At 42.2% G+C, this 24,843-nt stretch carries 23 protein-coding genes and 1 other RNA gene; 4 read left to right on the top strand and 20 right to left on the bottom strand.

The genetic code is table 11. The annotated features are described in order from the left end of the window. Window positions 1-140: 140 nt before the first annotated feature. The 15 genes from AC59IL_RS08115 to AC59IL_RS08045 form a co-directional block, all read right to left on the bottom strand. Complete coding sequence (locus AC59IL_RS08115) at window positions 141-695, bottom strand: YceI family protein (RefSeq protein WP_496551602.1); 555 nt, start codon at window positions 693-695, stop codon at window positions 141-143. Window positions 696-709: 14 nt separating this feature from the next. Continuing rightward, window positions 710-1,666, bottom strand: coding sequence for a DUF5777 family beta-barrel protein (locus AC59IL_RS08110; RefSeq protein ID WP_496551601.1), 957 nt, complete (start codon window positions 1,664-1,666; stop codon window positions 710-712). A 108-nt stretch (window positions 1,667-1,774) separates the two neighbouring features. Then, window positions 1,775-2,167, bottom strand: coding sequence for a c-type cytochrome (locus AC59IL_RS08105; protein ID WP_496551600.1), 393 nt, complete (start codon window positions 2,165-2,167; stop codon window positions 1,775-1,777). 29 nt (window positions 2,168-2,196) lie between these two features. After that, a complete protein-coding gene (locus AC59IL_RS08100) occupies window positions 2,197-2,604 on the bottom strand; it encodes an OB-fold protein (protein ID WP_496551599.1) in 408 nt (135 codons plus the stop codon). 478 nt (window positions 2,605-3,082) lie between these two features. Then, an RNA gene (gene rnpB / locus AC59IL_RS08095) (RNase P RNA component class A) lies at window positions 3,083-3,582 on the bottom strand. A gap of 198 nt (window positions 3,583-3,780) precedes the next feature. Continuing rightward, on the bottom strand, window positions 3,781-4,800 hold the full coding sequence (locus AC59IL_RS08090; RefSeq protein ID WP_496551598.1) for a Smr/MutS family protein: 1,020 nt from the start codon (window positions 4,798-4,800) through the stop codon (window positions 3,781-3,783). Window positions 4,801-4,964: 164 nt separating this feature from the next. Next, complete coding sequence (locus AC59IL_RS08085; RefSeq protein WP_496551597.1) at window positions 4,965-5,615, bottom strand: HD domain-containing protein; 651 nt, start codon at window positions 5,613-5,615, stop codon at window positions 4,965-4,967. Continuing rightward, window positions 5,578-7,368, bottom strand: a complete 1,791-nt coding sequence (locus AC59IL_RS08080; protein ID WP_496551596.1) for an APC family permease — start codon at window positions 7,366-7,368, stop codon at window positions 5,578-5,580. Before AC59IL_RS08080 ends, AC59IL_RS08085 begins: the two co-directional genes overlap by 38 nt. 236 nt (window positions 7,369-7,604) lie before the next feature. Continuing rightward, the gene (locus AC59IL_RS08075; protein ID WP_496551595.1) at window positions 7,605-8,570 is read right to left on the bottom strand and encodes a polyprenyl synthetase family protein; all 966 of its coding nucleotides are present in this window, start codon (window positions 8,568-8,570) and stop codon (window positions 7,605-7,607) included. Between the two features lie 39 nt (window positions 8,571-8,609). Further along, entirely contained in the window at window positions 8,610-10,646 is a 2,037-nt protein-coding gene (gene rnr, locus AC59IL_RS08070) for a ribonuclease R (RefSeq protein WP_496551594.1), read from the bottom strand. A gap of 9 nt (window positions 10,647-10,655) precedes the next feature. Beyond that, window positions 10,656-11,732, bottom strand: coding sequence for a tetraacyldisaccharide 4'-kinase (gene lpxK / locus AC59IL_RS08065; RefSeq protein ID WP_496551593.1), 1,077 nt, complete (start codon window positions 11,730-11,732; stop codon window positions 10,656-10,658). After that, complete coding sequence (locus tag AC59IL_RS08060) at window positions 11,722-12,291, bottom strand: 5-formyltetrahydrofolate cyclo-ligase (RefSeq protein ID WP_496551592.1); 570 nt, start codon at window positions 12,289-12,291, stop codon at window positions 11,722-11,724. The genes lpxK and AC59IL_RS08060 overlap by 11 nt, the downstream gene beginning before the upstream one ends. Next, the gene (gene bioD, locus AC59IL_RS08055) at window positions 12,288-12,917 is read right to left on the bottom strand and encodes a dethiobiotin synthase (RefSeq protein ID WP_496551591.1); all 630 of its coding nucleotides are present in this window, start codon (window positions 12,915-12,917) and stop codon (window positions 12,288-12,290) included. The genes AC59IL_RS08060 and bioD overlap by 4 nt, the downstream gene beginning before the upstream one ends. 179 nt (window positions 12,918-13,096) lie before the next feature. Then, on the bottom strand, window positions 13,097-13,648 hold the full coding sequence (locus AC59IL_RS08050) for an RsmD family RNA methyltransferase (RefSeq protein WP_496551590.1): 552 nt from the start codon (window positions 13,646-13,648) through the stop codon (window positions 13,097-13,099). Continuing rightward, entirely contained in the window at window positions 13,639-14,490 is an 852-nt protein-coding gene (locus AC59IL_RS08045; RefSeq protein ID WP_496551589.1) for a DUF3822 family protein, read from the bottom strand. Before AC59IL_RS08045 ends, AC59IL_RS08050 begins: the two co-directional genes overlap by 10 nt. Before the next feature lie 233 nt (window positions 14,491-14,723). On the opposite strand from AC59IL_RS08045, the gene AC59IL_RS08040 reads away from it, so the two are divergent. Then, on the top strand, window positions 14,724-16,082 hold the full coding sequence (locus AC59IL_RS08040; protein WP_496551588.1) for an MATE family efflux transporter: 1,359 nt from the start codon (window positions 14,724-14,726) through the stop codon (window positions 16,080-16,082). A gap of 136 nt (window positions 16,083-16,218) precedes the next feature. On the opposite strand, the gene AC59IL_RS08035 is transcribed toward AC59IL_RS08040, so the two are convergent. The 5 genes from AC59IL_RS08035 to AC59IL_RS08015 all read right to left on the bottom strand — a co-directional run bounded on the left by AC59IL_RS08035 (window position 16,219) and on the right by AC59IL_RS08015 (window position 20,758). Then, window positions 16,219-16,947, bottom strand: a complete 729-nt coding sequence (locus AC59IL_RS08035; protein WP_496551587.1) for a hypothetical protein — start codon at window positions 16,945-16,947, stop codon at window positions 16,219-16,221. 25 nt (window positions 16,948-16,972) lie between these two features. Then, a complete protein-coding gene (locus AC59IL_RS08030) occupies window positions 16,973-17,335 on the bottom strand; it encodes a dihydroneopterin aldolase (RefSeq protein WP_496551586.1) in 363 nt (120 codons plus the stop codon). A gap of 141 nt (window positions 17,336-17,476) precedes the next feature. Further along, window positions 17,477-18,415, bottom strand: coding sequence for a thioredoxin-disulfide reductase (gene trxB, locus AC59IL_RS08025; RefSeq protein ID WP_496551585.1), 939 nt, complete (start codon window positions 18,413-18,415; stop codon window positions 17,477-17,479). Between the two features lie 298 nt (window positions 18,416-18,713). Continuing rightward, a complete protein-coding gene (locus AC59IL_RS08020) occupies window positions 18,714-19,607 on the bottom strand; it encodes a DUF4249 family protein (protein ID WP_496551584.1) in 894 nt (297 codons plus the stop codon). A gap of 293 nt (window positions 19,608-19,900) precedes the next feature. Then, window positions 19,901-20,758, bottom strand: coding sequence for a sigma-70 family RNA polymerase sigma factor (locus AC59IL_RS08015; RefSeq protein WP_014217201.1), 858 nt, complete (start codon window positions 20,756-20,758; stop codon window positions 19,901-19,903). Between the two features lie 455 nt (window positions 20,759-21,213). On the opposite strand from AC59IL_RS08015, the gene AC59IL_RS08010 reads away from it, so the two are divergent. The 3 genes from AC59IL_RS08010 to AC59IL_RS08000 all read left to right on the top strand — a co-directional run bounded on the left by AC59IL_RS08010 (window position 21,214) and on the right by AC59IL_RS08000 (window position 24,838). Further along, the gene (locus AC59IL_RS08010) at window positions 21,214-21,552 is read left to right on the top strand and encodes a BlaI/MecI/CopY family transcriptional regulator (RefSeq protein ID WP_496551734.1); all 339 of its coding nucleotides are present in this window, start codon (window positions 21,214-21,216) and stop codon (window positions 21,550-21,552) included. Then, window positions 21,549-23,903, top strand: coding sequence for an N-acetylmuramoyl-L-alanine amidase (locus AC59IL_RS08005; RefSeq protein ID WP_496551583.1), 2,355 nt, complete (start codon window positions 21,549-21,551; stop codon window positions 23,901-23,903). Before AC59IL_RS08010 ends, AC59IL_RS08005 begins: the two co-directional genes overlap by 4 nt. A gap of 185 nt (window positions 23,904-24,088) precedes the next feature. Beyond that, window positions 24,089-24,838 (top strand): DeoR/GlpR family DNA-binding transcription regulator, encoded by a 750-nt coding sequence (locus tag AC59IL_RS08000; RefSeq protein WP_496551582.1) that lies wholly within the window; start codon window positions 24,089-24,091, stop codon window positions 24,836-24,838. Window positions 24,839-24,843 lie beyond the last annotated feature (5 nt).

Genomic DNA, 24,843 nt, shown 5'->3' with positions numbered 1-24,843 from the left:
TGCACTGGCGTGGGTACGAAAAAACTAATTTGCCAATTTTAAAATTTGAAAATGTGCAAATTTGAAAATGGAAACACGGCCATTGAACAACGACCAACGCATTTGCACATTTGCTAAATGGTTAATTTGCTAATTGATTTTTATCTTGTATACGGATCATAGGCACAAGTAACCGATACGGCAACATTTTCCGAAACCTGTTTGCTTGCCAGCGATGGCACTTTGATCTTATAATCGGCCAGATTCACATCGAATTTCGAAGTTGCACTTAGCTTGCCACCCTGTAAGTTGATAGTTGCCGGCAGGGTTACTTTGTTGGTTACACCATGTACTGTTAATTCGCCTGCAACATTAACTGTATACGACCCGTTGTTCTTAAAATTCACTTTGTTCAAATCGGTAATAGTTCCCTGAAAAGTTGCTTTTGGATATTTGGTGCTTTCCATGTAATTCTCATTAAAATGTTCTTCCATCAACGCCTTTTTAAATTTAAAGCCGGTGATCAAAACCTGAAAAGCCACTTCTCCCTTTGTAATATCTACCATGCTAAAGGCCTCCCTGTTTATGGCATCAATATTTTCGGCAGCAGTAGAAGAAAAAAATGAAATGGTGCCGGTTCGCGTAATGTATTTGTTTTGTGCCTGCAGATTTGCGCATAAAAAAAGGGTACAGATTAAAATCAGTTTGCATTTCATAAGTAAGGTTTTTATTATTTGAATGAAAAAATGCGTGATAAATTAAAGCCCCATCTGAATTGTCCCATCTTCCAGGTTGTAGTGGTATAGGGAATGAACTGGTTTTCGAGTATAGCTGTGCAGTTGGTAAACGTGAGATCAAAAACATGACCGCCTGTTTCAAACTCCAACCCTACCCCCAGCGGATTGTAAAAGGTTAAGCCGCTTTCTTTAAACTTATCAATACTTGCCTGACTGCGAAATACTTTAAAGTAATCGGCCACAAGCCCCATGCGCTTGGTGATCTTTAACCTGCCCGCTACGCCTGCAGCATATACATCGTTTTCATCATTGGCAATAACATAGTTGTTGTGAACAAAAGCCGGTATAAGCATTAATGAAAAGCCATCCGAAATTTTACAGCCAATGAACAGTTCACCGGCAAACGATAACCGGTCGGCAAACTTGTCGAAATGGTCGGGTGTGTTGGGCTTAATGTTCGACGTCATGGAAGAGGCCACCACATTTGAAAAGGCGGTAACTGTTATGGGCCAGCCGCCGTTTTCGCCCTGCCGTATCAATTTTAGTTTAAGCGATGCCTCGTATAATTGTCTTACCGCGGTGGCCCCTTTCGCACGGCCGATGCCGAATGTAAGCCGGTCGGTTATTCCGTAATCAAACGAAATTTTTATATCGGTTGAATTATCTAATCCAAAAAAACGTTTTTCACCGCCAAATTCTCCACCGATATCTCCGAACCGGTGACTTACCCTGAAATCGAGTTCACGCTTTTTTATGGTTTCAATGGTACGGGCGTTAATCAGGTGTGTTCCTTTAAATGTTGCATAAACAAAATGCCTCTTTTTATTTTCACTATCCTTTACTTCCTTGTCGAGCATATCTGTTAACCTGTTCTGACCAAAACTGATTTTTGAAAAAAGAAAAATAAATACACTCATAATGGTAAACCGAACCGCATATAGTTTTCGCATAAGGATTGGTAATGTGCCAACATGCAAATATGCAATGTGAAAATTGAAACAGTCATTTGCCCATTTGCTAATTGGCTAATTTGCTAATTGACTAATTGGTTAATTAAATTACTGAGGCATTCCTTTGTTGATCCAGGCCTGCATCATTGTTCTGTCTGCATCGGAGAAGGGTTTTCGTGGTACAGGCGGCATCGAACCATTAACAATCGTTTCCGCTATGCGGGTGCCAAAGGCTGAAGCGTTTTGGTAAGTGTTGGTATTAAGCCAGTAAACATCTGCAGAACCATCTTTCCCATGACAGGTGCTGCAATTGTTTTTTAATACAGCGGCAACATAATTGGTATATGTTACATTGGTAGTGGTAACGCCTACCGGTACAAAAGTGGCAGAACCCGTAACCACATCGCCCTTTTTATAACAGCTGGTAAATAATCCTAATAAAAGTAACAGCAATACATACCCCAGGCAGGCGGTACTGCGTACCCTGCATACACTCATCATGATAAATCGCTTAAAAAGAGTAAGGAAAATCAGTTAATCAGGTAGCTGTTGGTAAGCACCACATCGCTGAGATAGCCGGTACAAATACCTTTAACAGTAATTTTTTCACCCGGCTTTACCTTACCTGTAGCGGGTTCAATGCTGTTCAATGTGCAGGCTACACCAAACATGGGATCACCGGTGTTCAATACAACCACCTTTCCTGAATTGGGTATGCTTTTAATTTCGAGAACCTGCCCGCTAACCTGCAACACCTTGTTCAGGTATGCCTGATTTGCCTTTGGTTCATTGGAAGTAAACTTGTAGTACAATTCTGTAGCAGTAACAGGGATGCCGGTTTCGGCGGCTACATTTCGTGCAGGTTTATTATAGCAATAAATCAGCGAACCGGCAAGCGCAACCACAAGGGTGCAGCCGAGCGTGAAGAAGATCCTCATAAGGCGAATTTTTTTACGTTAACAAATAGGCCCTACGGTTTGCTGTAAAGGGGGCGGATTAAGCTATGGCTTTCAGAAAAGGGGAAAAAGCGTTTGTTTATGGCCGGTGGAAATAGTTGCAGTGATAAGGCAAAATGAGTTAATCTATTAAATAAGTCAATCAGGTCTACGTGTCAGGAGGGCAGTTGTAAAAAGTATTTTTGGATGCATGTACTTACGGTCTTGCATATGTTACACATAAGAACCTTTAGAAAATTTCAAAAATGGTGCCTGAATTTTTAATTGTTTATAAATTCCAAAACAATATGAACTAATAATCAATTACCAAAGTATTAATTATTACAAAAAAAACAAACATGTATAGTTATGCACATTGGCAGGTAGTTGAAAGTTAACGGGTTGAAAAGTTAACAGGTTAATTAGTTGAAAAGGTATCAGATACTAAGAAAACTATTGAGGATTGACCATTCAGGAAAAAAATAACTACAAACCTGTAAGCCGGATTCTGTTTTATCCGCCGGAGCTTTAGCGTAGGCAGGCGCCTATTTTCTCTAAAGCTACAGCGGATAATGCTATCATTTATCTTGTTCCGACATTACTGTCGGAATCATTCTGCCTACCCACCCAACGTACCCTCCCGGTAAACCGGGAAAGATCGAACGAGCCGCTCTTCAACGCTGGTATACATGGCATTTCAGCATGCAAGGTTTACCCTTCCCAACAGTCGCCTGCCAGGACCGTGGGCTCTTACCCCACGTTTTCACCATCACCCTCCTGAATACAACAAAGTGACCTTTGTGGCATCCCGGACGAAGTTTGCCTATGCCGAAGCTTTGGCGAACGAAGGCTGTAATTTTCTGTGGCACTGTCTGTTCCCCCCGATAAATCAGAAAGACCCGGCTATTCACCGGTACATTGCCCTATGCTGTCCAGACTTTCCTTCCCGACCGAAGTCAGGACGATAGCCCGGTTTGTAGTTGGTGCAAAGTTAATCAATTAATATTCAGGGACGAAAGCACCTCGAGATTGTTCAAATTGGGTTACATTTATTTGTGACGAAACCTTAATGCAGCTTGCAGGCCCATCAATTTGCATTGCAAATGATCAGGATTGCAGTACCAATAGGCGTGATCCATTTTCACCCTATCTGGCAACGGAAACCTTCACAACCAGCGTTTAATACTGAAAATAAATCTCTGTTGCCCCATACCCATACGCAGGATGGTACTGATTTACAAAGGTTTTTACTTCCTTTCGTAAACGGAGTATTTCATGAATTTCATCACGTAGTTTGCCGGATCCCACCCCATGAATTACGATCAGCCAGGGAACGCGGTGCGCCAGTGCCAGGTCGAAGTATTTTTCAAAGGTTTTTATTTGCATCGCAAGAATTTCAATACTGCTCATCGACTCCCAGTCGGGCGTCAGCTTTTCAATGTGCAGGTCAAGTTCCTGTTTGGCTGGCTCAAGATGCTGCCGGGCCTTTGTTGCATCATATATCTTAAAACCGGCCTTTGCCAGGTTGGCCAGCTCAACCGGTTCCTGATAAGGCTTACCGGGATATTCGTCGAACAGTTTATACGAAAACGTGGCCTCGCCTTTTTGCTTTACTTCTTCAATACGGCTGAACACCTGCTTCGGCTTCAGTTTTATCGATGCTTCGTAAAAATCAGCCTTGTTTTTATCGGGCGTCATTAAAGAAAATTCAAAGCTAAAAACCGGACTATCATTCAGGTTTTCAAACGGCACATCGTGCAGGTAAAAATCTTCAAATGCATGCACCTGGTTGATCAGCTCAAATTCTTCTTTTCCAAAATAATTCAGTCGGTAAATAAACTTATAGCCTGTTTCGGTTCTGTTTATAAGATGAACTTTTAACTCAGTTACGATATCATCCCCAAAATCGTCGTTAACCGTAATCGGAATAAAGGTAATCCATATCCCATCGACCACTTTTTGGGTGATTTTCTTTTTTTCGCGCGGAACATCATCAATAAACTTTTTCTCCTTTTTGGGAGGAAACAACTTTTTTTCGGTGAATCGTTTAAAATAGGGAAACTCCAGCTGATCTACATAAGCCGGAAACTTAACACCACGCACATCCACCATCACCATTTTATCGTTTATGATGTCTACCACCTCGCCTTCATCATTGCTATGGGTGACTACCACCTTATCGCCAACCTCAAATTTCATCTTGCTTTAAATTTGATGGCAAAGGTACGAAATCGGAAGCCAGAAGTCGGAAGTCCATAGTCCGAAGCTGAAAGATTATAAACAGAAATTGAAATTCAAGGCTGGCAATAATAGACCTTTTTAAATCGAAACCTCTTCTGACTTCAGACCTCTGACTTCAGACTTCAGTCCCCAGACAGCAGCTCCAGCTCCCGGGCAACATTCTGCCGTGCAACGGCCTCGTACTGATCGCGGAAAATATTAGTTTGAAAAATAAATGACGCCTGCAGGCAATGTTGTAAAAACTTCGTTCTGCCGGGTATATACAGTTTGTTGGGGTATATGCGGTATTCCTTTCGAACCTGTTGGGTATAGGCTTCGTATTGGGGCCAGGGTGCTCCCAATATGCTCATATCAAAATCTAAAAACAATTGAAGATCCTCGATATTGGTAACACCACCGGTAACAGCGTGGGTTTGTGTGGCTTCAATAAATAATTTAACCTGCCCGGTTTTTTGGTCAGGAAAACCTAATGCCTGCAACCGCTTCACTGCCAGCTGTGCACTGCGCGGTTCATTGTCTTTACGCAATACATTATAAATAATATCGTGATAAAAAACAGCAAAGACCACTACCTCTTTATCTGTTAACCGGTTGCTGTAATCATCGCATAATTGCAATAAAGCCTGAATATGCCGCAGGTTGTGATAATGGCGTTTTGATGAGGTATACTTCTTTTCTATTTCTTTAAAAAACCGGTCTGTAAGCTCCTTATCGGAACAATATTTTTCAACCAGTTCATTCCATACCTGGTACAGACTTGCCGTTGGAGGCAAGTTTGCTTTTTTTGTATCCATAACAGAAATAAATGATCAATCCCAGTAATAGCCAGCTTAAAAACCAGGCCCAGTTGCTTTTTGTCATGCCTGTTAAAAGATACAAACAGGTGATAACGCCCATTAAAGGGATCAATGAATATTTTTTAATAAATGCCGGTACAGCCAAAATCAAACTGGTAGTCCAGAAAATGATCAGCGATATTTTAGGCGTTGCCAGGTCCATAAAAGTTACTTTATGTTGCAGGTAATCTTCATTGGCTGAAAAATTAAAATCGAACATATCTTTAAAATAACCCTGCGCAAAAATTCCTATAATTAAAAATGCCGCCAATACCAGTAAAGGATAAATATATTGCGAATTTATATAAGGCATGTTAAACCGGCCGGCCACTTTTTCTTTTCTTGGAATTAAGAGTACGCCCCCACACACCAATACAAAAGCAAACAAAGTAGCAATACTGGTAAAATCGAGCACGAAGGTTTTATCGGTAAAAATGATAGGAACACCTACCACAAATCCTGTTAATACAGTTGAAAAGGAAGGTGTTTTAAATTTTTTATGTATACGCTGAAAAACGGGAGGTAATAATCCATCGCGGCTCATACTCATCCATATACGCGGTTGTCCCATTTGAAATACCAGCAATACACTGGTCATGGCAATAACGGCGCACACCGAAACCAGCAATTGCATCCAGCCAATATTCTTTACTTCGAAAATTTTTGCCAGCGGGTCGCCTACGTTTTCAAACTGCCGGTAGTTTACCACACCGGTTAACACCAATGCCAGCAAAATATATACAACGGTACAAATGACCAGTGAATAGGTCATACCACGGGGCAGATCGCGTTGTGGATTTTTACTTTCTTCGGCCAGTACGCTCACGGCATCAAATCCAATATAAGCGAAAAATACGCCTGAAACGGCAGCCATAACACCACCAAAACCATTGGGCATAAACGACTTTGTTCCCTGATCGGTAACCGGTAACCAGTTAGCGGGATCGATGTAATAAGCGCCCACAATAATTACGAGCGCTACTACGGCCAGTTTAAGAATAACCATGGCATTGCTGAAGTTCCTCGATTCTTTGATACCTATATACACCAGCAGGGTTATTAAGGCATTGATAACAATGGCCGGTAAATCGAATATTATTTTTACAGAACCAATTACCGGAGAATTGTTCCAGGCATTAATTAATTCGGCATTGGCCTGGTTTTTTAAAAACTCCGCTTTATCGGCCGAATCGAGGTAACTCAAAAATGTTTTTTTGGCTTCCTGGTAACTGCAGGTTAAAAAATCGGGTATATGAACATTTATTTTGTGCAGAAAGGATGTAAAGTAATCGCTCCATGAAAACGCTACATAAATATTTCCGATGGAGTATTCCATGATCAGGGCCCAGCCAATGATCCAGGCAAATAATTCACCAAACGAGGCGTAGGCGTACGTGTAAGCGCTGCCTGCTACCGGTATACGGCTGGCAAATTCTGAATAACAAAAGGCGGTAAAGGCACAGGCTATTCCGCAAATAATAAACAGAATAACTACTCCCGGTCCGCCTTTAAAACAGGCATCACCCAAACTGCTGAAACTACCTGCCCCTATAATGGCCGCAATGCCAAAAAAAGTAAGATCCCGAACATTCAGCACCCGCTTTAACCCTACGGCGCCATGGCCATCGTCGTCGTTACCCTCTTTTAAAATTGATTCAATTTTTTTAGTTCGAAACAACGAGTTTGGCATGTTGGCAGTTAGTTTTTGTTGGCGGGAAATTACTAAAAATATCGAATGGCGAATGTTGAATATGGAATGTAGAAATAAGCTGTCATTCAGTTTTGCGATTAAATATTAAATATTCATCATTTAAAGTAGTTCCTGAAAAGAAAACCACTAATAATATCGAATATCAAATAATGAACTTTAAATATTGAAGTTATTTTTACTTCTTCATTCATCATTGAATATTTGATATTCAGTATTTAATATTCTCTTTGCACCAGAAAATGCGCCAGTTGTCGCAGGGGTTCTTTGCGTACCGTTACCACAGCCATTTCTTCGAGGTGTTCAAAGGCTGCGTTGATGTATTTTTCTTTCAGATCAAAGGCCCATTTATCTACCCCACAATCATGAAAAACCGATAACACCCTGGCCACTTTATCATCAGGATTTTCCTGCATCAGCCGTTTTAATTCTTTTAACTGTTGCGGGGTTGCCGATTCCAGGGCCTTGATCATCAAAAATGTTTTTTTATTGGCCATGATGTCGCCTCCGGTTTGTTTGCCGAATATTACCGGATCGCCAAATGCGTCGAGATAATCGTCCTGAATCTGAAAGGCAATGCCGAGGTTACGGCCAAACTGGTACAGGTGCTGCTGGTTACTTTGACCGGCGCCGCCGAGTATGGCGCCCAATTGCAGGCTGGCTGCCAGCAGTACCGAAGTTTTCAGCTCGATCATTTTTATATAGTCATCAAACTTAACTACTTCCAGTTTTTCAAAATCCATATCCAGCTGCTGGCCTTCGCATACTTCTTTAGCCGTTTTGTTGAACAGGCTTAGAATCTGGTGCAGGTAATCGGTTTTGATCTTATTCAGATAATCATAGGCTACCACCAGCATTACATCACCCGCCAGTAAAGCGGTCGATTCGCCATACTTTTCATGCACGGTGGGTTTGTTCCTGCGCAGGGGCGCTTTATCCATGATGTCGTCGTGAATAAGCGTAAAGTTGTGAAACAGTTCAATAGCGGCGGCTACGGGCCATGCATCGTCATTGATTTCATCGAACAATTCGTTGCCCATTAAACACATTACAGGCCGAACCCGTTTGCCGCCAAGGCTTAAAAAATATTCATCGGCATCGTATAAAGTTGCCGGTTCCTGTGGAAAATGACGGATGGAAAAATACTTTGCAAATTGTTTTGATAAGTCCTCGTAACTGTACATGTACCTTAAATGGTTTGATTGCTCGCGCGAAATTATATATTATTCACCGCGTTTTTTCCTCGGTTTTTTGCTTTTGGTTTTTAGCTTTTTTGCTTCATCAGGTTCTTCCTTTATACTTGAGGCAATAACCCATTCATAATCTAACTGCCGTTTTGTAAGGTTTGCGGCAACTACTTTAATGCGCACTTTATCGCCCATCATAAACTTGCGACCGCTGCGAAGCCCCACCAAACTGTAATCACCTTCTATGAGGCGAAAATCGTCGTACTCAAGCAAACTGTTAATGCTCACGAGCCCTTCGCATTTATGCTCGATGGTTTCGACCCAAAAGCCAAATGAAGCCACTCCGCTGATAACTCCCTCGAACTCCTCGCCGAGGAATTCGCGCATATATTCAACCTGTTTGTATTTATTGGCTGCCCGTTCGGCCTCCATAGCTGACCGCTCTTTTTCACTGCAGTGCTTGCATTTTTGTTCCAGCTTTTTTTCGGGTTCAATTTTACCACTGAGCACATCGTGCAAAATGCGGTGCACCAATACATCGGGGTAACGACGTATAGGCGATGTAAAATGACAATAATGCTTAAACCCTAAACCATAGTGGCCTATGTTCTCGGTAGTATAAATAGCCTTGGCCATGGTGCGAATACCCAGTTGCTCAAGCACATGCTGTTCGGGTTTGCCCTGCACATCTTTCAGCATCTGGTTAAACGAAGCGGCAATGCCTTCGGGCGTTTTTGTATCGAAGGTGTGACCGTATTTTTTGGCAAACTCAGCAAAAGGCATCAGCTTCATTTCATCGGGCGTATCATGCACCCTGTATGGGAAAGGAAGATCTTTTTTATTTGCTTTGATCTTGCCAACATTTTCGGCCACTATGCGGTTGGCCAGCAGCATAAACTCTTCAATTAACTGATGCGCCTCCTTGCTTTCCTTAACAATAATACCAATGGGTTTGCCTTTTTCATCGAGTTTAAAACGTACTTCCTGCGACGAAAAATTAATGGCTCCTTTTTTAAACCGCTGCGCCCTGAACTTTTGCGCCAGCGTATTTAATGTCAACACTTCTTCCTGATACAACCCTTCGCCTTTTTCAATGATCTCCTGCACTTCTTCGTAGGTAAACCGGTGATTGCTGTGAATTACCGTTTTGCCTAACCAGTATTGTTTTACTTCTGCCTTCGGCGTGATTTGAAATATGGCCGAAAAAGTAAGCTTGTCTTCGTGCGGCCTTAACGAACACAATTCATTCGATATGCGTTCGGGCAGCATCGGTGCTACGCGATCGGGCAGGTATACCGAGGTAGCCCGGTCGTATGCTTCTTTATCGAGCGCCGTATCGGGTTCCACGTAATGACTTACATCGGCAATGTGCACGCCTATTTCGTAATTACCGTTTTTGAGTAACCGAAAACTTAAGGCATCATCAAAATCTTTTGCATCTATGGGGTCGATGGTAACCGTAAGTATGTCGCGGCAATCTTTTCTTTTATCAATTTCTGATTGTGAAATAGTGTCGGGAATGCGTTCGGCCTCTTCAAATACATTTTCAGGAAAAAACAACGGAAAGCCGTTTTCCATGAGTATTTCCTTCATGGCCATATCGCCTTCATCACCGGCATCCATGATCTGTACTACAGAACCAATGGGCTTTTTTTGTTTTTCCCATTCTGTTATTCGTATAATTACACGATCACCGTTTTTGGCGCCGTTCAATGACTGTTCGGGTATAATAACATCAGGCATGGGCTTTTCGGTATCTGCAGTGAAAAAAGCGCCATTACGGCTTATTTCAAGCCGGCCCAAAAACTCCATTTGCTTGCGTTGCAACACTTCAACAATCTGTCCCTGCTGACGGCCGCTTTTTTTAGCACCGCCACCAAACACATGCACCCGCACGGTATCGCCATGCAATGCCGTATTAAAATCGGCAGGGCGTACCAGTATATCGTTTGGAACATTTTCAACCATTACATACCCGATGCCCGACCGGGTAATATCTAAAACACCTTTTACGGTGTGTTGCTCAGCAATTCCTTTATTCTTTTTTTTCTTCTTTGCTTGTTTTCTGCTCATTCAATCATTTTAAGTCGTGATACTGAATTCAGTAATGAATTTACTGATAATATCAGTAAACTGATGCGCTTCATTAAAAAGGAATTGGATTTCGATGGGAATTACAAATACGGGGTAATCCTGTAAAGCCTGTCCAAATTTGATGAGACGAACGGCATCTTTTTCAGTAGTGAGGATAATTTTATTTTCTGTGGGTATGTTTTTAAACCTTGCTACAATGTCTTTCCAGTCGTCGATGGAAAAAATGTGATGATCACTATATAGTATTTCATAGTAGGTTTTCGACACTTCCTGTAAATACTTTTTAAGCGGCATGGGATTGGCTATACCGCTAACCAGCAATACTTCGGTTGAAGTATTGAGTAACATTTCGTTTTTGTGAATAATGTGATATGGCATTCCGTACCGGATGCTTGTAAAGAATACCTGTTGCCCGGGCAATGGTTTTATTTCGCGGGTAATTACTTCTTTTTCTTCGACCGATAAGCGTTGCGGGCATTTGGTAACAATAATGGCATCGGCCCTTTTGTACGATTTGCGTTCATCGCGCAAATCGCCGGTTGGTAAAAACCAGTCGCGCGTAAACAGGTTATCGTAATTGGTTAGCAAAATATTGAACCCTGCTTTTATTGCCCGGTGCTGAAAAGCATCGTCGAGTACAACCACTTTGGTATCGGGCCGGTCGTGCAATAATTGCGGAATGGCAACGATGCGTTCTTCGCCCACGGCAATGGTAACATCGGGAAATTTGTTATGGAACTGCATGGGTTCATCGCCAATATCAAGGGCGGTGGTGGCAGGCCCGGCCAGTGCATACCCTTTGGTTCGGCGTTTATAGCCCCTGCTTAATACGGCCACATTGGTTTGGTGCTGCAGGTTTTTTACCAGCCATTCAACCATGGGCGATTTGCCGGTGCCTCCTACCGACAGGTTACCAACACAAATAATGGGTAAATTAAAACCGGTTGACCGAAGTATGCCTTTGTTATAAAGCCGGTTACGAATCCAAACCGCTGCGCCATAAATCAGTGAAAACGGGAACAATAATATGCGGAATGGCCGCAGCAACGGAGCATTAAAATTCATATATACGATGCGGTGTAATGCAAAAGTTTAAAGGTACATCAAATTCGTTGATGTCCTCGATGTATTCTACCGCTTCAAAAAATGAAAAACCAATTTTTACTGCATCTGTACGGCACTGTGCCAGGTAGCGGTCGTAATATCCCTTGCCATACCCCACCCGGTAACCGCGTACATCGAAAGCTACCAATGGAACAAAAATAATATCGAGCTGGTGAGGCGGAACAATAGCGCCGCCGATTGGTTCCAGAATGTTAAACCTGTTTTTAATAAATAAACCGTCGTTTTCAACCAGGCCGGCTTCCATGTCGAGCATGTCAACATGAATTTTGGGCCATGCAATACGTACCAGTGGGTTTTGTTCTTTCACGATTTCTTCACATACCGATACTTCAAATTCGTGCCGGCTTGCCAGTGCATTATATGATAACAGGTAATTTACCGGGGGAAGAATTAATTTCCTGAAGTTTGAAGCAATCAATCGGGTTTGTTGCTGAAGCTCTTCTTCGAGGATATTCATCCTGCGTTGCAAAAATTCTTTACGAACGGTATTTTTTATCATAGAAATGCTTTCAGTTGCTTACTAATAGCAGCCGCCTGAGAGTTGATAAATGTCCCGTTTATATGTTCAGAATAGGGAATTGACGCTATTCTGGGAAAGTTGCTCCATTGTACAATCTCTTCTTCGTAATCAAGATACTGGTCATTGAATATCCATCCGATCACCGGTAATTGCATTTCGCGGCAGGCCCGCGCTGTTAGTAAAGAGTGATTAATGCTTCCCAGGTAGTTGCGACTGACCAGGATAACTTTAGCGTCTAATTCTTTTATAAGGTCAGCTACAAATTCTGATTCATTCAATGGTACCAATAATCCTCCTGCGCCTTCTATGAGTAAGGTACGATTATTTATCGGAATTTTTTTACAAATTTCTTTAATGTCAATCCTGATGCCTTCCTCGCGTGCAGCAATATGTGGCGATGCTGGTTTTGCCAGCCGGTATACCTCGGGATGAACAACCGAACCGGTACCGGTAAGCATATTCGCAACCCATTCGCTGTCGGTACCCTCATCGAACCCTGCCTGTACCGGTTTCCAGTAATCGGCCTCCAGCGCTTTGGCCAATATGGCCGAAACAAAAGTTTTTCCGATGCCGGTGCCTATCCCTGTAACGAAAATATTGCTCATGGTTTTGTTTCTTACTACAATGGAAAATGTGGAAGCAGTGACTGACGAAGTCGGATGCCGGATGTCTGAAGAAGCCTAACTTTTCAAACCCTAAGTTCTTATTCATACTTTATACTCTATTCTTCCGGCATCGGACTTCAGACCTCAGACTTCTGACTTCAGACTTCTGACTTCTGACTTCAGACTTCATTCTCCCTGTTTACAAATATGCTAAATATGGTAGTGCCATAGTTACGCGCTGTAACAAACAACGGGTACCCTTCATAATTGTTTCGCGGTGTATGTTCCAGCACGAACCAGCCGCCGGGTGCAAGCAGATTTTTTTCGGCAATTAATTTCGGCAGATCATCAATGGTGCCGAGCGCATATGGAGGACCGGCAAAAATAAAATTGAACCGGCTTGTGCATTGTGCAATGAATTTGAATACATCCATTTTTACCACCGTAAAGTTTTGCAGCTGTAATGCGGCAGCTGTTTTTTTAATGAACTCATACATGGCGGTATCTTTTTCAACAATGGTACAGTCTGCAGCACCGCGCGATGCCAGCTCATAACTGATGCTGCCCGTGCCGCCAAACAGATCGAGGGTTTTTAATTCAGCTACATCGAGATTGTTCTCAATGATATTAAAAAGCCCTTCTTTGGCAATATCTGTTGTTGGCCGGGTATGCGGCATTTTAGCCGGCGGCGAAATTTTTCGCCCCCCTAAATCCCCTCCTATTATACGCATAGCGCCATTTTCAAAAGCGGTGAAAAGTAATGCGATGGAAACGGTGAAAATACGGCATCCAGTGAAACGTTGTCGGGCAACTGATCCCACTGAACATGCAGAAAATATTTCAGTAGCTCCTGGAACAGGCGTGATTGTTCATCGAGCAAACCCGAAACAATCAATGTTACCTTTTCCTGGCTGATCTGAAAGCGGTTACAGATCGACAGCAGGTAGTAAGATACATCATCGGGTGTTTGATATGAATAGGATTGCAGCAGCTGAATGGCCTTATCTTTAAAAACAACTACCAGAAACTGATCGGCGCCCATTACCATTTTTATAAAATGGGTTTCGGTTGATATTTTCACCTGGCCGTCGCTCAGTAACAGGGTGTAATAATGCCAGTAGTTACCTGCTGCAAATTTCCGTTGCAGTAAAGCATGAATTTCGCGGGGCACACGGTAGATATTGTACATATCCCACCCGTTCACCTTTTCGCTTAACAGCAATCCCTTACGGGCATTGCCATACACCAGCTCGGTAACCGATTGATTTAATTCGATATGAAAGACCTTTGCCGGCAGAAAATTACTGTCGGTATAATTATAAATAACAAAAGCTTCTTTGTAAGATATCTGCAACAACTCATCACCCGTTGTTATTTCAAGCAAAGACTCCAGTATGTTTTTACCGGGGGTAAAATCGAGATTGTACTGGCGAAGCCCAATAAAGCGATGTTGCTCTTTATTGTAAATCACAAAGCTGAATACTTTTTCGCCTACTTCGATCAGCAACTGACTGTTTCGAAGCTGTTCGGTATCTCTCGTTTCAGGAACAATATCAAAAGTAGCCTTAAGCATAGTTATCAAAACCTGCAATGTTACTATAAAATCGGGATGTCTGAATCAGGATTTTAAACGATTTTCCGGATTTTCCTGATTCTTTTGCTTCGACAGCTGTTTTGCCCCCCACGTTTTTGTTTGAACACCCATTTCAGGCAATTTTAATTCCAATTCTTCGTGGAAATCTTTTAATCGCACATAATTCTGGTTCAGACAATTTGCCTTTTGTAAAGTACCTTTGCCCCCCTTGTATGGCCACCTTATCTAAAAATATCGGATTACAGGTAGAACTCTCGAACCGGCAGATCCTTAAAATGGCCATGCCCATCAGTTTTGCCATTTTAATACCGCAGATAAATTTCGTTACCAACAACATCTTTTTAGGTCATTACAGCGATCACGCACTGGCCGTTGCAGGCGTAACCGGCGTGTATTACCTCATTTTTTCAGCCATCGGGTACGGATTAAATAATGGTTTGCAGGCGCTGATCGCACGCCGTGCCGGTGAAAACCGGCCCGAAGAAATAGGCAAATTGTTTACCCAGGCGATCATTATCGGATTGTGCATTTCAGTTTTGGGCATTGTGCTTACCTATACGGTTACACCTCAGCTGTTCGGCTTTTTTATTAAAGACACCAGCCGGTTACAACAGGCTATTGCCTTTTCCAAAATACGCATCTGGGGACTTCCCTTTTTGTACGTTTACCAAATGCGCAATGCCCTGCTGGTGGGTACCAATCAAAGCAAATACCTTGTTGCCGGGGCCATTGCCGAAGCCAGCACCAACATTATATTGGATTACCTGTTGATTTTCGGTCATGGCGGATTTCCTGAGATGGGACTGAACGGTGCAGCCGTTTCTTCGATCATTGCCGAAATCACGGGATTGTTTGTGGTGTACCTCGTTATCTGGAAAAAGGGCATCAGCCGACAGCTGCATTTGTTTAAAAATATGCATTGGGATAACTACAATGCGCGACTCATATTCTCCATGTCGACCCCGCTGATTTTTCAGCATGGCATCAGCATCATCAACTGGGAATATTTTTTTCTGCTGATCGATGGCCATGGCGAAATAGCGCTGGCCGTTTCGAACACCATGCGAAATATTCTGGGCATGTCGGGTGTGGTAATATGGGCATTCGGATCAACCACCAATGCCATGGTGAGTAATATTATTGGTCAGGGAAAGCAAGACAGGGTATGGCTGCTGATCAAAAAAATGATCCGCTTAAGTTTTGGTTCGGCCCTGGTGATGGCGCTGCTGATCAACCTGTTTCCCCAATGGCTGTTTTCGGTATACGGACAAAGCGGCGAATTTGTAGCACAGGCCGTTCCGGTTGTGCGGGTATTATCTGTAGCTATATTAATGATGTCGTTTTCGGTGGTATTTCTCAATTCGGTAACCGGGTCGGGCAACAGCCGGGTTTCCCTGATGATCGAAATTTTTGCCATAGTATTTTATTGCCTGTACATATACCTGGTGCTCGATAAATTCTTTTTAACTATTACCTATGGCTGGATGAGCGAGTGGTTATACTGGGTGTGTTTGTTTTTACCTTCGTTTTTGTACATGCGCAGCGGAAAATGGAAGAATAAAGTAATTTGAAAATTTGAAAATGTGCAAATTTGAAAATGGATTACCTCCGAATTTCAGTCAATTTGAATTAACGGAATGAGAATCCACAGTTATTTTGAATCTGAATTCATTTTCAAATTTTCAAATTAACTCATTTTCAAATTAATTACTTGTATTCGTCAAGCAACTTCTTCCCTTTCACCTTAATATTCACATCTTCAGCAATTTTGTTGGGCATTTTGAGCATGGTTTCGAGTAGCTCAACGGCTTTTTTATCGTTGTTTTTTCGATGCCAGGATTTGGCCAGTTCGAGGTAATTTAATAAAAACGAGGGATTGAGCTGTTTACTTTTTTCGTAATAGCGAATGGCATCGTCTAAACTGGCTTTGGGCAGTGCTTCGTAGGCAACTTTTACCAGCCATTTTTCAACCGAGTTCAGGTCGCTTACTTCGTAATGCCATTTGGCCAGTACATGATAACCTTTAAAATTATTGGGGTCGAGCTGTATGCTTTTTTCCGAATAGGTTTTTACGTCTTTTATTGCTTTAATTTTTTCATCACCCGATGAAATAAGCGCCATGCGGCCCATGGCCAGCGCCATCACTACATTGGCATCGGAACTGTTGGCATTTATTTGTAAAGCTTTTTGAGCATATACGCGTGCGTTACGGTAATATTCCTTTTGCTTATCTTTTGCGCCCTGGTGTTTTCCTAATATGCTGTATAATTCGCTTGTTCTTATAAGTGCCGTCAAATTATTGGGTTGATAGCGCAGTACATCGAGGTATTTTTGCAGGGCTTCGGGTTCTTTAAATGAGGTTTCGAGCTGCTGTGCATCTTTCAACAGCCCATTGATATCCTGCGCATTGTTTTCGAATGGCAGGATTAACAACAAAAGACCTAACCATATTGTACATCCTTTATAACCCATCAAACTTCTTATGCAATGTAACGCCAATTTTCCCCTGAAAATTTTCTACCGGCGCTTCTAATTTATAAATAGATACTACTATTTCTGTTGTAAAAGGATATTGCTGCCTGATCTTCCTGATTATGTCATCCGCCACTTTTTCCAAAAGACCTTCAGGAGCCTTCATTTGTTGCTTTACAATTTCGAGTATTTCAACGTAATTGATCGTATTTTTTAAATCGTCAAATGTTGTATCGCCTTCTTCATACGATACCTTAACATTTACTTCGTACAAACTACCTGTTTTTTGCTCGCCGGCGTAAACGCCATGAAAAGCCTGTAACCTTACCTGTTGTAATTCAATAACAACCATAAGTACATTTTGTTTTGCTAAAACAATGCCACAAAAGCTAAACGCAGAACGCCGAACGCGAAACGCTCAAAGCTTAACGCTAAAAGCAAAACGCCATAACGCATAAGTTGCGTTAGGCGTTAAACGTTCGGCATAAAGCTTTTAAACAAGGCCTTTTGCCGATAAATACCTTTCGGCATCCAAAGCGGCCATACATCCGCTTCCTGCGGCGGTAACTGCCTGGCGGTATATTTTATCCTGCACATCTCCGGCAGCAAAAACGCCTTCGATATTGGTTTTTGATGTTCCGGGAATGGTTTTCAGGTATCCGGCCTCATCCATTTCGAGCCAGCCTTTAAATATGTCGGAATTCGGCTGATGACCAATGGCTACAAAGAAACCACTGATAGGAATAGTTTGTTTTTCGCCGGAATTTGTATTTTTTATCCGAACCGAGTCAACCTTGTTTTCGCCCAGAATTTCATCGGTTGCCGTATTCCAGTAAACTTTAATATTCGGCGTACGCTGTACTCTTTCCTGCATTACTTTGGAGGCACGCATTTCGTTTTTACGAATGAACATGTGCACGGTAGTGCATAATTTGGAAAGATATAAAGCTTCTTCTGCCGCTGTGTCGCCGGCGCCTACTATAGCCACCTCTTTTCCGCGGAAAAAGAACCCGTCGCAAACGGCGCAGGCGCTAACGCCAAAACCATTCAACCGTTGTTCGCTTTCAAGGCCCAGCCACTTGGCCGATGCACCTGTTGCAATAATTACGGCATCCGCTTCGATCTGTTTTTCTTCATCAATCCAAACTTTAAACGGCGGAGCAGTAAAATCAACCTTTGTAGCCAGTCCGAACCGGATATCGGCTCCCATGCGAACTGCCTGTTTTTCAAAGTGAACCATCATTTCAGGCCCCTGTACCCCATCGGGATAACCTGGATAATTTTCCACTTCGGTAGTAATGGTTAACTGTCCACCAGGTTGAATGCCCTGGTATAAAACCGGCTTCATATTAGCGCGTGCAGCATAAATAGCCGCCGTATAGCCTGCCGGGCCGCTTCCAATGATCAGACAATGTACCTTTTCGATTTCCATATTTGTGTATTCTAAAGAAAATTTGACAAAATTACCTGAAAATGAGTTACAAAAATGGTAAAGGAAAGAGCACCTGAATTTGATGGGGATAACCGGCCTCCCCGAACCCCTCCGGTGGAGGGGAACTGGTGACTGCAAAATAAATGGTAACATGCCTTATTCTAAATTCAAAACTCCGGTGAATTAATTAGCCTGAGAATTATTCTCATTGATCATTTTGAACTTCGAATACCGGAAAAATGAATTTACTTAGAGAGTTGCCAACTCACCTCCACCGGAGGGGGGCTGGGGGAAGGCCTTACTGCGGAGGAATCACATACGACTTGTACTGTGCCGCGTATCCTCCAAAATAGCCCAGTCCGCCGCCATTGATATTGCTGATTACTTTATTGGGTGCGGCAAAGGGATTGCCAATATTGGAATAACTGTATTCCATGGTTCGCCAGAAATCGAAGGTAGCCTTATCGATATTACAATACTTAACCACTACCGAGTCGCCATGATCGAAAAAGGCATATTCCTGAAGATTGATGCCATTATTGCGATCGACCCCTTTTTCAATCTGAAAATTATAGGTTTTGCCATCTGTAAGCTGGTCGTCAATTACCGAGTTTAAACCGGGATAAAAGCGCAACCCATCTACCTGCGTAAAATAGCGGGTATAATTGCCCAAACCAGGCGGATCGACAAAACGTCCCATCAACACCACTTTTACCGGGTTGGGATGGTTGGGCGCTGGCTCCCACCACAGCGAGTCGATTTTTTTGGTAAGATAAGGAATGGTGGTAGTAGCGGTATATTCCTTTTCGTTCGCTTTTACACTAAGCGAATAGCCTTTGCCGAATTCACCCACAAAAGCAGTTGATAAATTAGAAGAATCCGTTGAATAATAGTAATACGCATAACCATTGCCTATCGGAACAGAATATTCTTTTAACCGGTGGGTTTTTGACCCGTTCGAAATGGTTACTTCGGCATTGCGTATAAAAGAATTGGCCAGCAACTCGGGCGTTATCTGGTTGAAATAATTAAGGCTTTGCGATAATATTACAACGGGTGCCTGGTTATTTTCGATGGATGCTTCTATAACTATTAATGGCTCAGAATTATCCGGCCTGAAATTTATTGTTTTTTCGCAGGAAGTAAGCAACACCCCCAGCACCATTACGACTAAGCCAATGCACTGTTTCATATCAGGGTAAATAAACGTCAAATAATGAACCAGAATTAATAAATAATGAATGTAGAATATCGAATGTTGAATATCGAATATTGAATTTCATTATTCAACACTCAATATTTGTAAATGGGTGAGGAAGCAGGTGTTTTTATAAGAAGATTGTTATATACAAATTACTTAAATGAACGAACAAAAACAAATGCAGTTGAACTTCCCGAGCCTTACTGCCCCGTTGCCTAATACAAAAAATAAACCCCGGAAGGCTACGCCAACCGGGGTTCGTTTCTTTATAGTACCTATACTAACTAACCTAAATATGCTTTCAATGCATTGCTGTAGCGTGCTTTTTGCAAACGCTTGATGGCTCTTTCCTTGATCTGGCGGATACGCTCCTTGGTCAGATCGTATTTCTGGCCAATTTGCTCAATGGTAACACCATTTTCACCATCCAGACCAAAATAAGCATTTACAATTTCAGCTTCGCGCGGACTGAGCGATTTCAATACGCGGCGGATTTCGTTGCGTAATGAATCTTTCATAACATCATCGTCCGTGTCGTCGCCACCTTCCAGTAAATCGCCCATGGCCACATCTTCTGCTTCGTGTACCGGAGCATCGAGTGAGGTATGACGGGTATTGCTCTGGAAAATGTTATTAATTTCTGTTTCGCTCATTTCAAGCAACTCGGCCAGTTCTTCGGTACTTGGCTCACGCTCATGTTCCTGTTCAAAAGCCATGTACGCTTTGTTAGCCTTGTTATAGGTGCCAATTTTGTTTTGAGGCAGGCGGACTAATCTGCCCTGCTCTGCCAACGCCTGTAAAATAGACTGGCGAATCCACCATACGGCGTAAGAAATGAATTTAAAACCCTTTGTTTCATCAAAACGCTGGGCAGCTTTTATCAAACCGAGGTTACCCTCGTTGATCAGATCGCTAAGAGAAAGACCCTGGTGCTGGTACTGCTTAGCAACAGATACCACGAAACGTAAATTGGCCTGCACTAACTTATCCAATGCCTTTTGATCCCCCATCTTGATCCGCTGAGCCAGAACAGTTTCCTCTTCAGGCGTGATCATCGGTATCTTTGAAATTTCCTGAAGATACTTTTCTACTGCCTGCGAATCGCGATTCGTAATCTGTGTAGCAATTTTGAGCTGTCTCATATCTAAATATAAAAAATGACTTTAATCGTCGATTTTACAATCTTTCTAAGTTGTTAAGGGTACAATACTAACATTTGCAAGACAAAGAATGTTCAGGAGAGGTTGCAAATCAGGTGCTAATAACCTGTTAATCCATCCGGTACTGTCTGCAAAAGTAACACTCAATCTCCAAACCTCATAGCTTTTGTGGATAAAATCGAAGTTATAAAGGGTATTAATTGACGAAAAGATATCCTTTAATAAATATATAACTGCTAATGTTCCACTTAAATTGGCCGGCTGCGCCTTTTGTTCCACTTATAAGTACCGATTTTAGGGTTAACGTAACCCTCTCAAAAAAATATTTTGAAAAAATAAATTGAAATTTACTACAACTAAATAAATAGTTATACATTTGACAAACAACTAAAATATTAGTTATAATGAAATCGCTCACCAAGGCCGAAGAACAGGTAATGCAAATTCTATGGCAGCTTAAACATGGGTTTTTAAAAGATATTCTGGATAAAATGCCAGCCCCAAAACCCCATTCCAATACAGTAGCAACGATACTTAAAATATTGATAGATAAGGGTTTTGTGAATTTTGAAGTGCAGGGTCGCAACAACCTGTACAAACCCGCAGTTAGCAAATCGGAATATGGTAAAAAAAGCATCAATCAGCTTATAAAAGGCTATTTCGAAGGTTCACCGGCCAAACTCGTATCGCATTTTGTAAATGAAAACAAACTGAGCCAGGAAGAGCTGGAGGCCCTGCTTGAACAAATCAAAAACGCCAAAAACCACCATCAATGACCTATCTTATGTACCCTGCCAAAGTATTCCTGTGTTCAGGGATCTTGTTTGGCTATTACTGGCTGTTTTTACGAAACCGGCGATTTCACCATTACAACCGGTTTTATTTGCTGGGTAGTTTACTGCTATCGATTATACTTCCCCTTTTTAAAATTCAGGTTTGGTACCGGCCCGAAAGCACCGTAAACCAGGTAGTGTACCAAACCATAGATGTACTGACCGCAAATTATGGCGAAACCGAAACACCGGTAAATAGCATACAGGCAGTGAACAATTTATTTACTGTTGAAAATTGCATGTACGCGGTTTATATCGCCGGAATGGCCGTTTTGCTGTGGATGCTGGTAAAATCAGTTTCATATATTAAAAGAATTTCGGGGAAATATCCTTTTGAACGCATCAGCGGACTGAAGTTTTATACCACGCAGGAGCCCGGTACGCCATTCTCGTTCTTTCGCTCAATATTCTGGAACCACGAACTGCCGTTCAACAGCCGTGAGGGGCAGCAGGTGTTTCGTCACGAGCTGTTTCATGTTCAGCAAAAACACAGCACCGATATTATATTTACCGAACTGATTACCGCCCTGTTCTGGTACAACCCGTTTTTTCATATGCTGAAAAAAGAACTGAAGGCCATTCATGAGTTTTTGGCCGACCAGTATGCCGTATCGGGCAGCGACCGCTATGCTTATGCCGAACTGCTGGTAATGCAAACCATAAAAGCCGGCAAAATACCCGTTACCAATTATTTTTTTCAAAACCATATAAAACGACGTATAGCCATGATTACCAACCTTACCTCATCATCAAAATACGGCTACTTCAGCCGGCTGATGATCCTTCCCGTTTCAATATTGCTTTTTTGCACTATTGTGTTGTATGCACAGCAACCAAAAGCACCCGTAAATGCCGCTCATTTTACCAGCGCAGAAAGCAAACCCATTACAGTTATTATTGATGCCGGCCATGGCGGAAGCGATAATGGCGCAGTAAGTGTCGATGGCAGTGTAAAGGAAAAAGACATCGCTTTGCAGATAAGCCTTAAAATTCAGCAACTGGCGCCATCGTATAATGTAAACGTAATAATGACCAGAACCGGCAACGATCTGCCGGCCAATACAACCGAACTGAAAGACGGATTAAGGGCCCGCACTACTATTGCCGAACAAAGTAAGGCCGATGCATTTGTTTCAATACATATGTCGGCCATTACACCTGAGATGGCTGCAGAGGAGAAAAAAAGTGTGAATGATTGGGCCGGTATTGAAGTGTTTATTGCAAGAGAAAATGAAAAATGGATGGCGCCGTCGAAAGCATTAGGCAGCAGCGTACTGCAAACACTATCTTCGTGGTACACAACCTACCCCTCTTTAAAACAACGTAAGCAACAAGGCATTTGGGTGTTAGACCACTCGCCCTGCCCTGCCGTTTTGATCGAATGCGGGTTCATTACCAATGATAAAGACGTGGCCTTTTTCGCAAAAGGCAATAACCAGGAAGCACTGGCCAAAAAGATACTCGAAGGAATAGCGAACTATAAAAATCAACAACCGGCAACAAATGCCGCTATACCAAATAAAAAGGAAATTCAAAAACCTGTTGCTCAAACACAACCTGAAATCAAAGACCCTTCTTTAACCGTCAATAAAATATCGGTACAGTTTACAAGTAGCGCAACAACAGCTTCGCCTGTTATTGAACCTGCATTACAAAAACCTGTTGCTCAAACACAACCTGAAATCAAAGGCCCTTCTTTAACCGTCAATAAAATACAGGTACAGTTTACCAATAGCACAACAACGACTTCGCCTGTTATTGAACCTGCATTACAAAAACCTGAAGTTGAAAAAACCGAAGATGCTGACTTATTAATGAAACTCACCCGGTTTTTCAACAGAAATACCCGCTACCCGCCTGAAGCATTTAAAAATAATATCGAAGGCACTGTTTATTATTCGGTGGTAGTAGATGAAAGTGGGCAGATCAGTAATTTTCAAACATATTCCAAAATGCCCGCCACCGCCCCAAAAATTCATACGCAAACGGTGATTGCGTACCAGCAGACAAACGCCCCGGTAACAGATAAACTTTCGACCGAAGAACAAACTAAAATTTTTCAGGATGAAGTTAAACGAGTTTTTGAAAGAAAGATAGATCTGTCGGGATCGGTTATTAAAGAACGCAGCGAATATTATTTTAAAGCAGATTTCCGTTTGGAAAAGCCGAAACAGACAACTACTTCCGAACAAAATTTAGATGCTGACCGGCAGCGGGTAGTAATGACCTTTAAAAATTCATCCGATATAAAGTCGCTGCTTACCCATAACAAAGCGTGGTTTATGTACCACTAAGATCAAAAAATATAATATACCTCCTACCCTTTCCTCTTATATCACGATAATTAAGCAGGTCTTCGCTGAAATTTTTGCAATAATTATACAGGATTTTATATAGCTTTCGTGCTAAAATATCGTCCCGCCCCGGCAGGGCGGTATTTTGGTTTTAATGCCCATGTAAGTTTTACACCCTCAACAACATGCTAAAAAAAGAGCGACAAGCGTACATATTACACCAGGTTAATCTTCATAACAAGGTAATGTCATCAAATCTCAGCAGGGATATGAATGTGTCGGAAGACACTATACGGCGCGACCTGCAGGAACTTGCAGACGAGGGAAAGATCATAAAAGTACATGGCGGCGCTTTATCGCATTCTTTCAGCCAGGTCCATTTTTCCAACTCAAATGTATATTCGCACGATCATAAAAAAACAATAGCGCGCAAAGCCGCCTCCCTGATACACGACGGCATGTTTGTATTGACCACGGGGGGAACTACCATTATTGAATTGGCGCGGGCTTTGTCGCCAAGGTTAAAAGCCACTTTTGTTTCGCCCAGCATTCCTGCCATTCTCGAATACATGCAGCATCCTTCGATAGATGTAATTGCCATCGGCGATAAAGTATCGAAAAACTCAAAGATCACCACCGGCGGCGAGGCCATTATTCAAATTAAAAGAATACGGGCCGATCTGTGTTTTTTGGGTGTAAATGCAATCAGTATAAAAGACGGCATTACCGACAGCGACTGGGACGTAGTGCAGTTAAAAAAAGCAATGATCGAATCATCGCAAAAGGTAGTTTGTTTAAGTATTGCCGAAAAGATCAACAGCCTGCAACCGATTCATATATGCGACATCAGTAAAATTCATATGCTCATTACCGAATTGTCGCCCGATGATCCGGTGTTAAAACCGTATCGGGATGCGGGGATTGAAGTTATTTAGTTTGT

This window comes from Niastella sp. sgz303648 (assembly GCF_059587045.1).
The sequence above is the reverse complement of the archived record's forward strand: the minus strand, read 5'-3'. Positions and strand labels throughout refer to the sequence as shown.

Bases quoted from the DNA above. Each gene is read 5' to 3' on its own strand.
- AC59IL_RS08040 (WP_496551588.1), top strand. From the start codon at position 14,724: ATGGCCACCTTATCTAAAAATATCGGATTACAGGTAGAACTCTCGAAC.
- AC59IL_RS08060 (WP_496551592.1), bottom strand. From the start codon at position 12,291: ATGATAAAAAATACCGTTCGTAAAGAATTTTTGCAACGCAGGATGAAT.
- AC59IL_RS08050 (WP_496551590.1), bottom strand. From the start codon at position 13,648: ATGCGTATAATAGGAGGGGATTTAGGGGGGCGAAAAATTTCGCCGCCG.
- AC59IL_RS08000 (WP_496551582.1), top strand. From the start codon at position 24,089: ATGCTAAAAAAAGAGCGACAAGCGTACATATTACACCAGGTTAATCTT.
- AC59IL_RS08045 (WP_496551589.1), bottom strand. From the start codon at position 14,490: ATGCTTAAGGCTACTTTTGATATTGTTCCTGAAACGAGAGATACCGAA.
- lpxK (WP_496551593.1), bottom strand. From the start codon at position 11,732: ATGAATTTTAATGCTCCGTTGCTGCGGCCATTCCGCATATTATTGTTC.
- AC59IL_RS08080 (WP_496551596.1), bottom strand. From the start codon at position 7,368: ATGCCAAACTCGTTGTTTCGAACTAAAAAAATTGAATCAATTTTAAAA.
- AC59IL_RS08010 (WP_496551734.1), top strand. From the start codon at position 21,214: ATGCAAATTCTATGGCAGCTTAAACATGGGTTTTTAAAAGATATTCTG.
- AC59IL_RS08020 (WP_496551584.1), bottom strand. From the start codon at position 19,607: ATGAAACAGTGCATTGGCTTAGTCGTAATGGTGCTGGGGGTGTTGCTT.
- AC59IL_RS08005 (WP_496551583.1), top strand. From the start codon at position 21,549: ATGACCTATCTTATGTACCCTGCCAAAGTATTCCTGTGTTCAGGGATC.
- AC59IL_RS08090 (WP_496551598.1), bottom strand. From the start codon at position 4,800: ATGAAATTTGAGGTTGGCGATAAGGTGGTAGTCACCCATAGCAATGAT.
- trxB (WP_496551585.1), bottom strand. From the start codon at position 18,415: ATGGAAATCGAAAAGGTACATTGTCTGATCATTGGAAGCGGCCCGGCA.
- AC59IL_RS08030 (WP_496551586.1), bottom strand. From the start codon at position 17,335: ATGGTTGTTATTGAATTACAACAGGTAAGGTTACAGGCTTTTCATGGC.
- bioD (WP_496551591.1), bottom strand. From the start codon at position 12,917: ATGAGCAATATTTTCGTTACAGGGATAGGCACCGGCATCGGAAAAACT.
- AC59IL_RS08115 (WP_496551602.1), bottom strand. From the start codon at position 695: ATGAAATGCAAACTGATTTTAATCTGTACCCTTTTTTTATGCGCAAAT.
- AC59IL_RS08110 (WP_496551601.1), bottom strand. From the start codon at position 1,666: ATGCGAAAACTATATGCGGTTCGGTTTACCATTATGAGTGTATTTATT.
- AC59IL_RS08100 (WP_496551599.1), bottom strand. From the start codon at position 2,604: ATGAGGATCTTCTTCACGCTCGGCTGCACCCTTGTGGTTGCGCTTGCC.
- AC59IL_RS08075 (WP_496551595.1), bottom strand. From the start codon at position 8,570: ATGTACAGTTACGAGGACTTATCAAAACAATTTGCAAAGTATTTTTCC.
- AC59IL_RS08105 (WP_496551600.1), bottom strand. From the start codon at position 2,167: ATGATGAGTGTATGCAGGGTACGCAGTACCGCCTGCCTGGGGTATGTA.
- AC59IL_RS08015 (WP_014217201.1), bottom strand. From the start codon at position 20,758: ATGAGACAGCTCAAAATTGCTACACAGATTACGAATCGCGATTCGCAG.
- rnr (WP_496551594.1), bottom strand. From the start codon at position 10,646: ATGAGCAGAAAACAAGCAAAGAAGAAAAAAAAGAATAAAGGAATTGCT.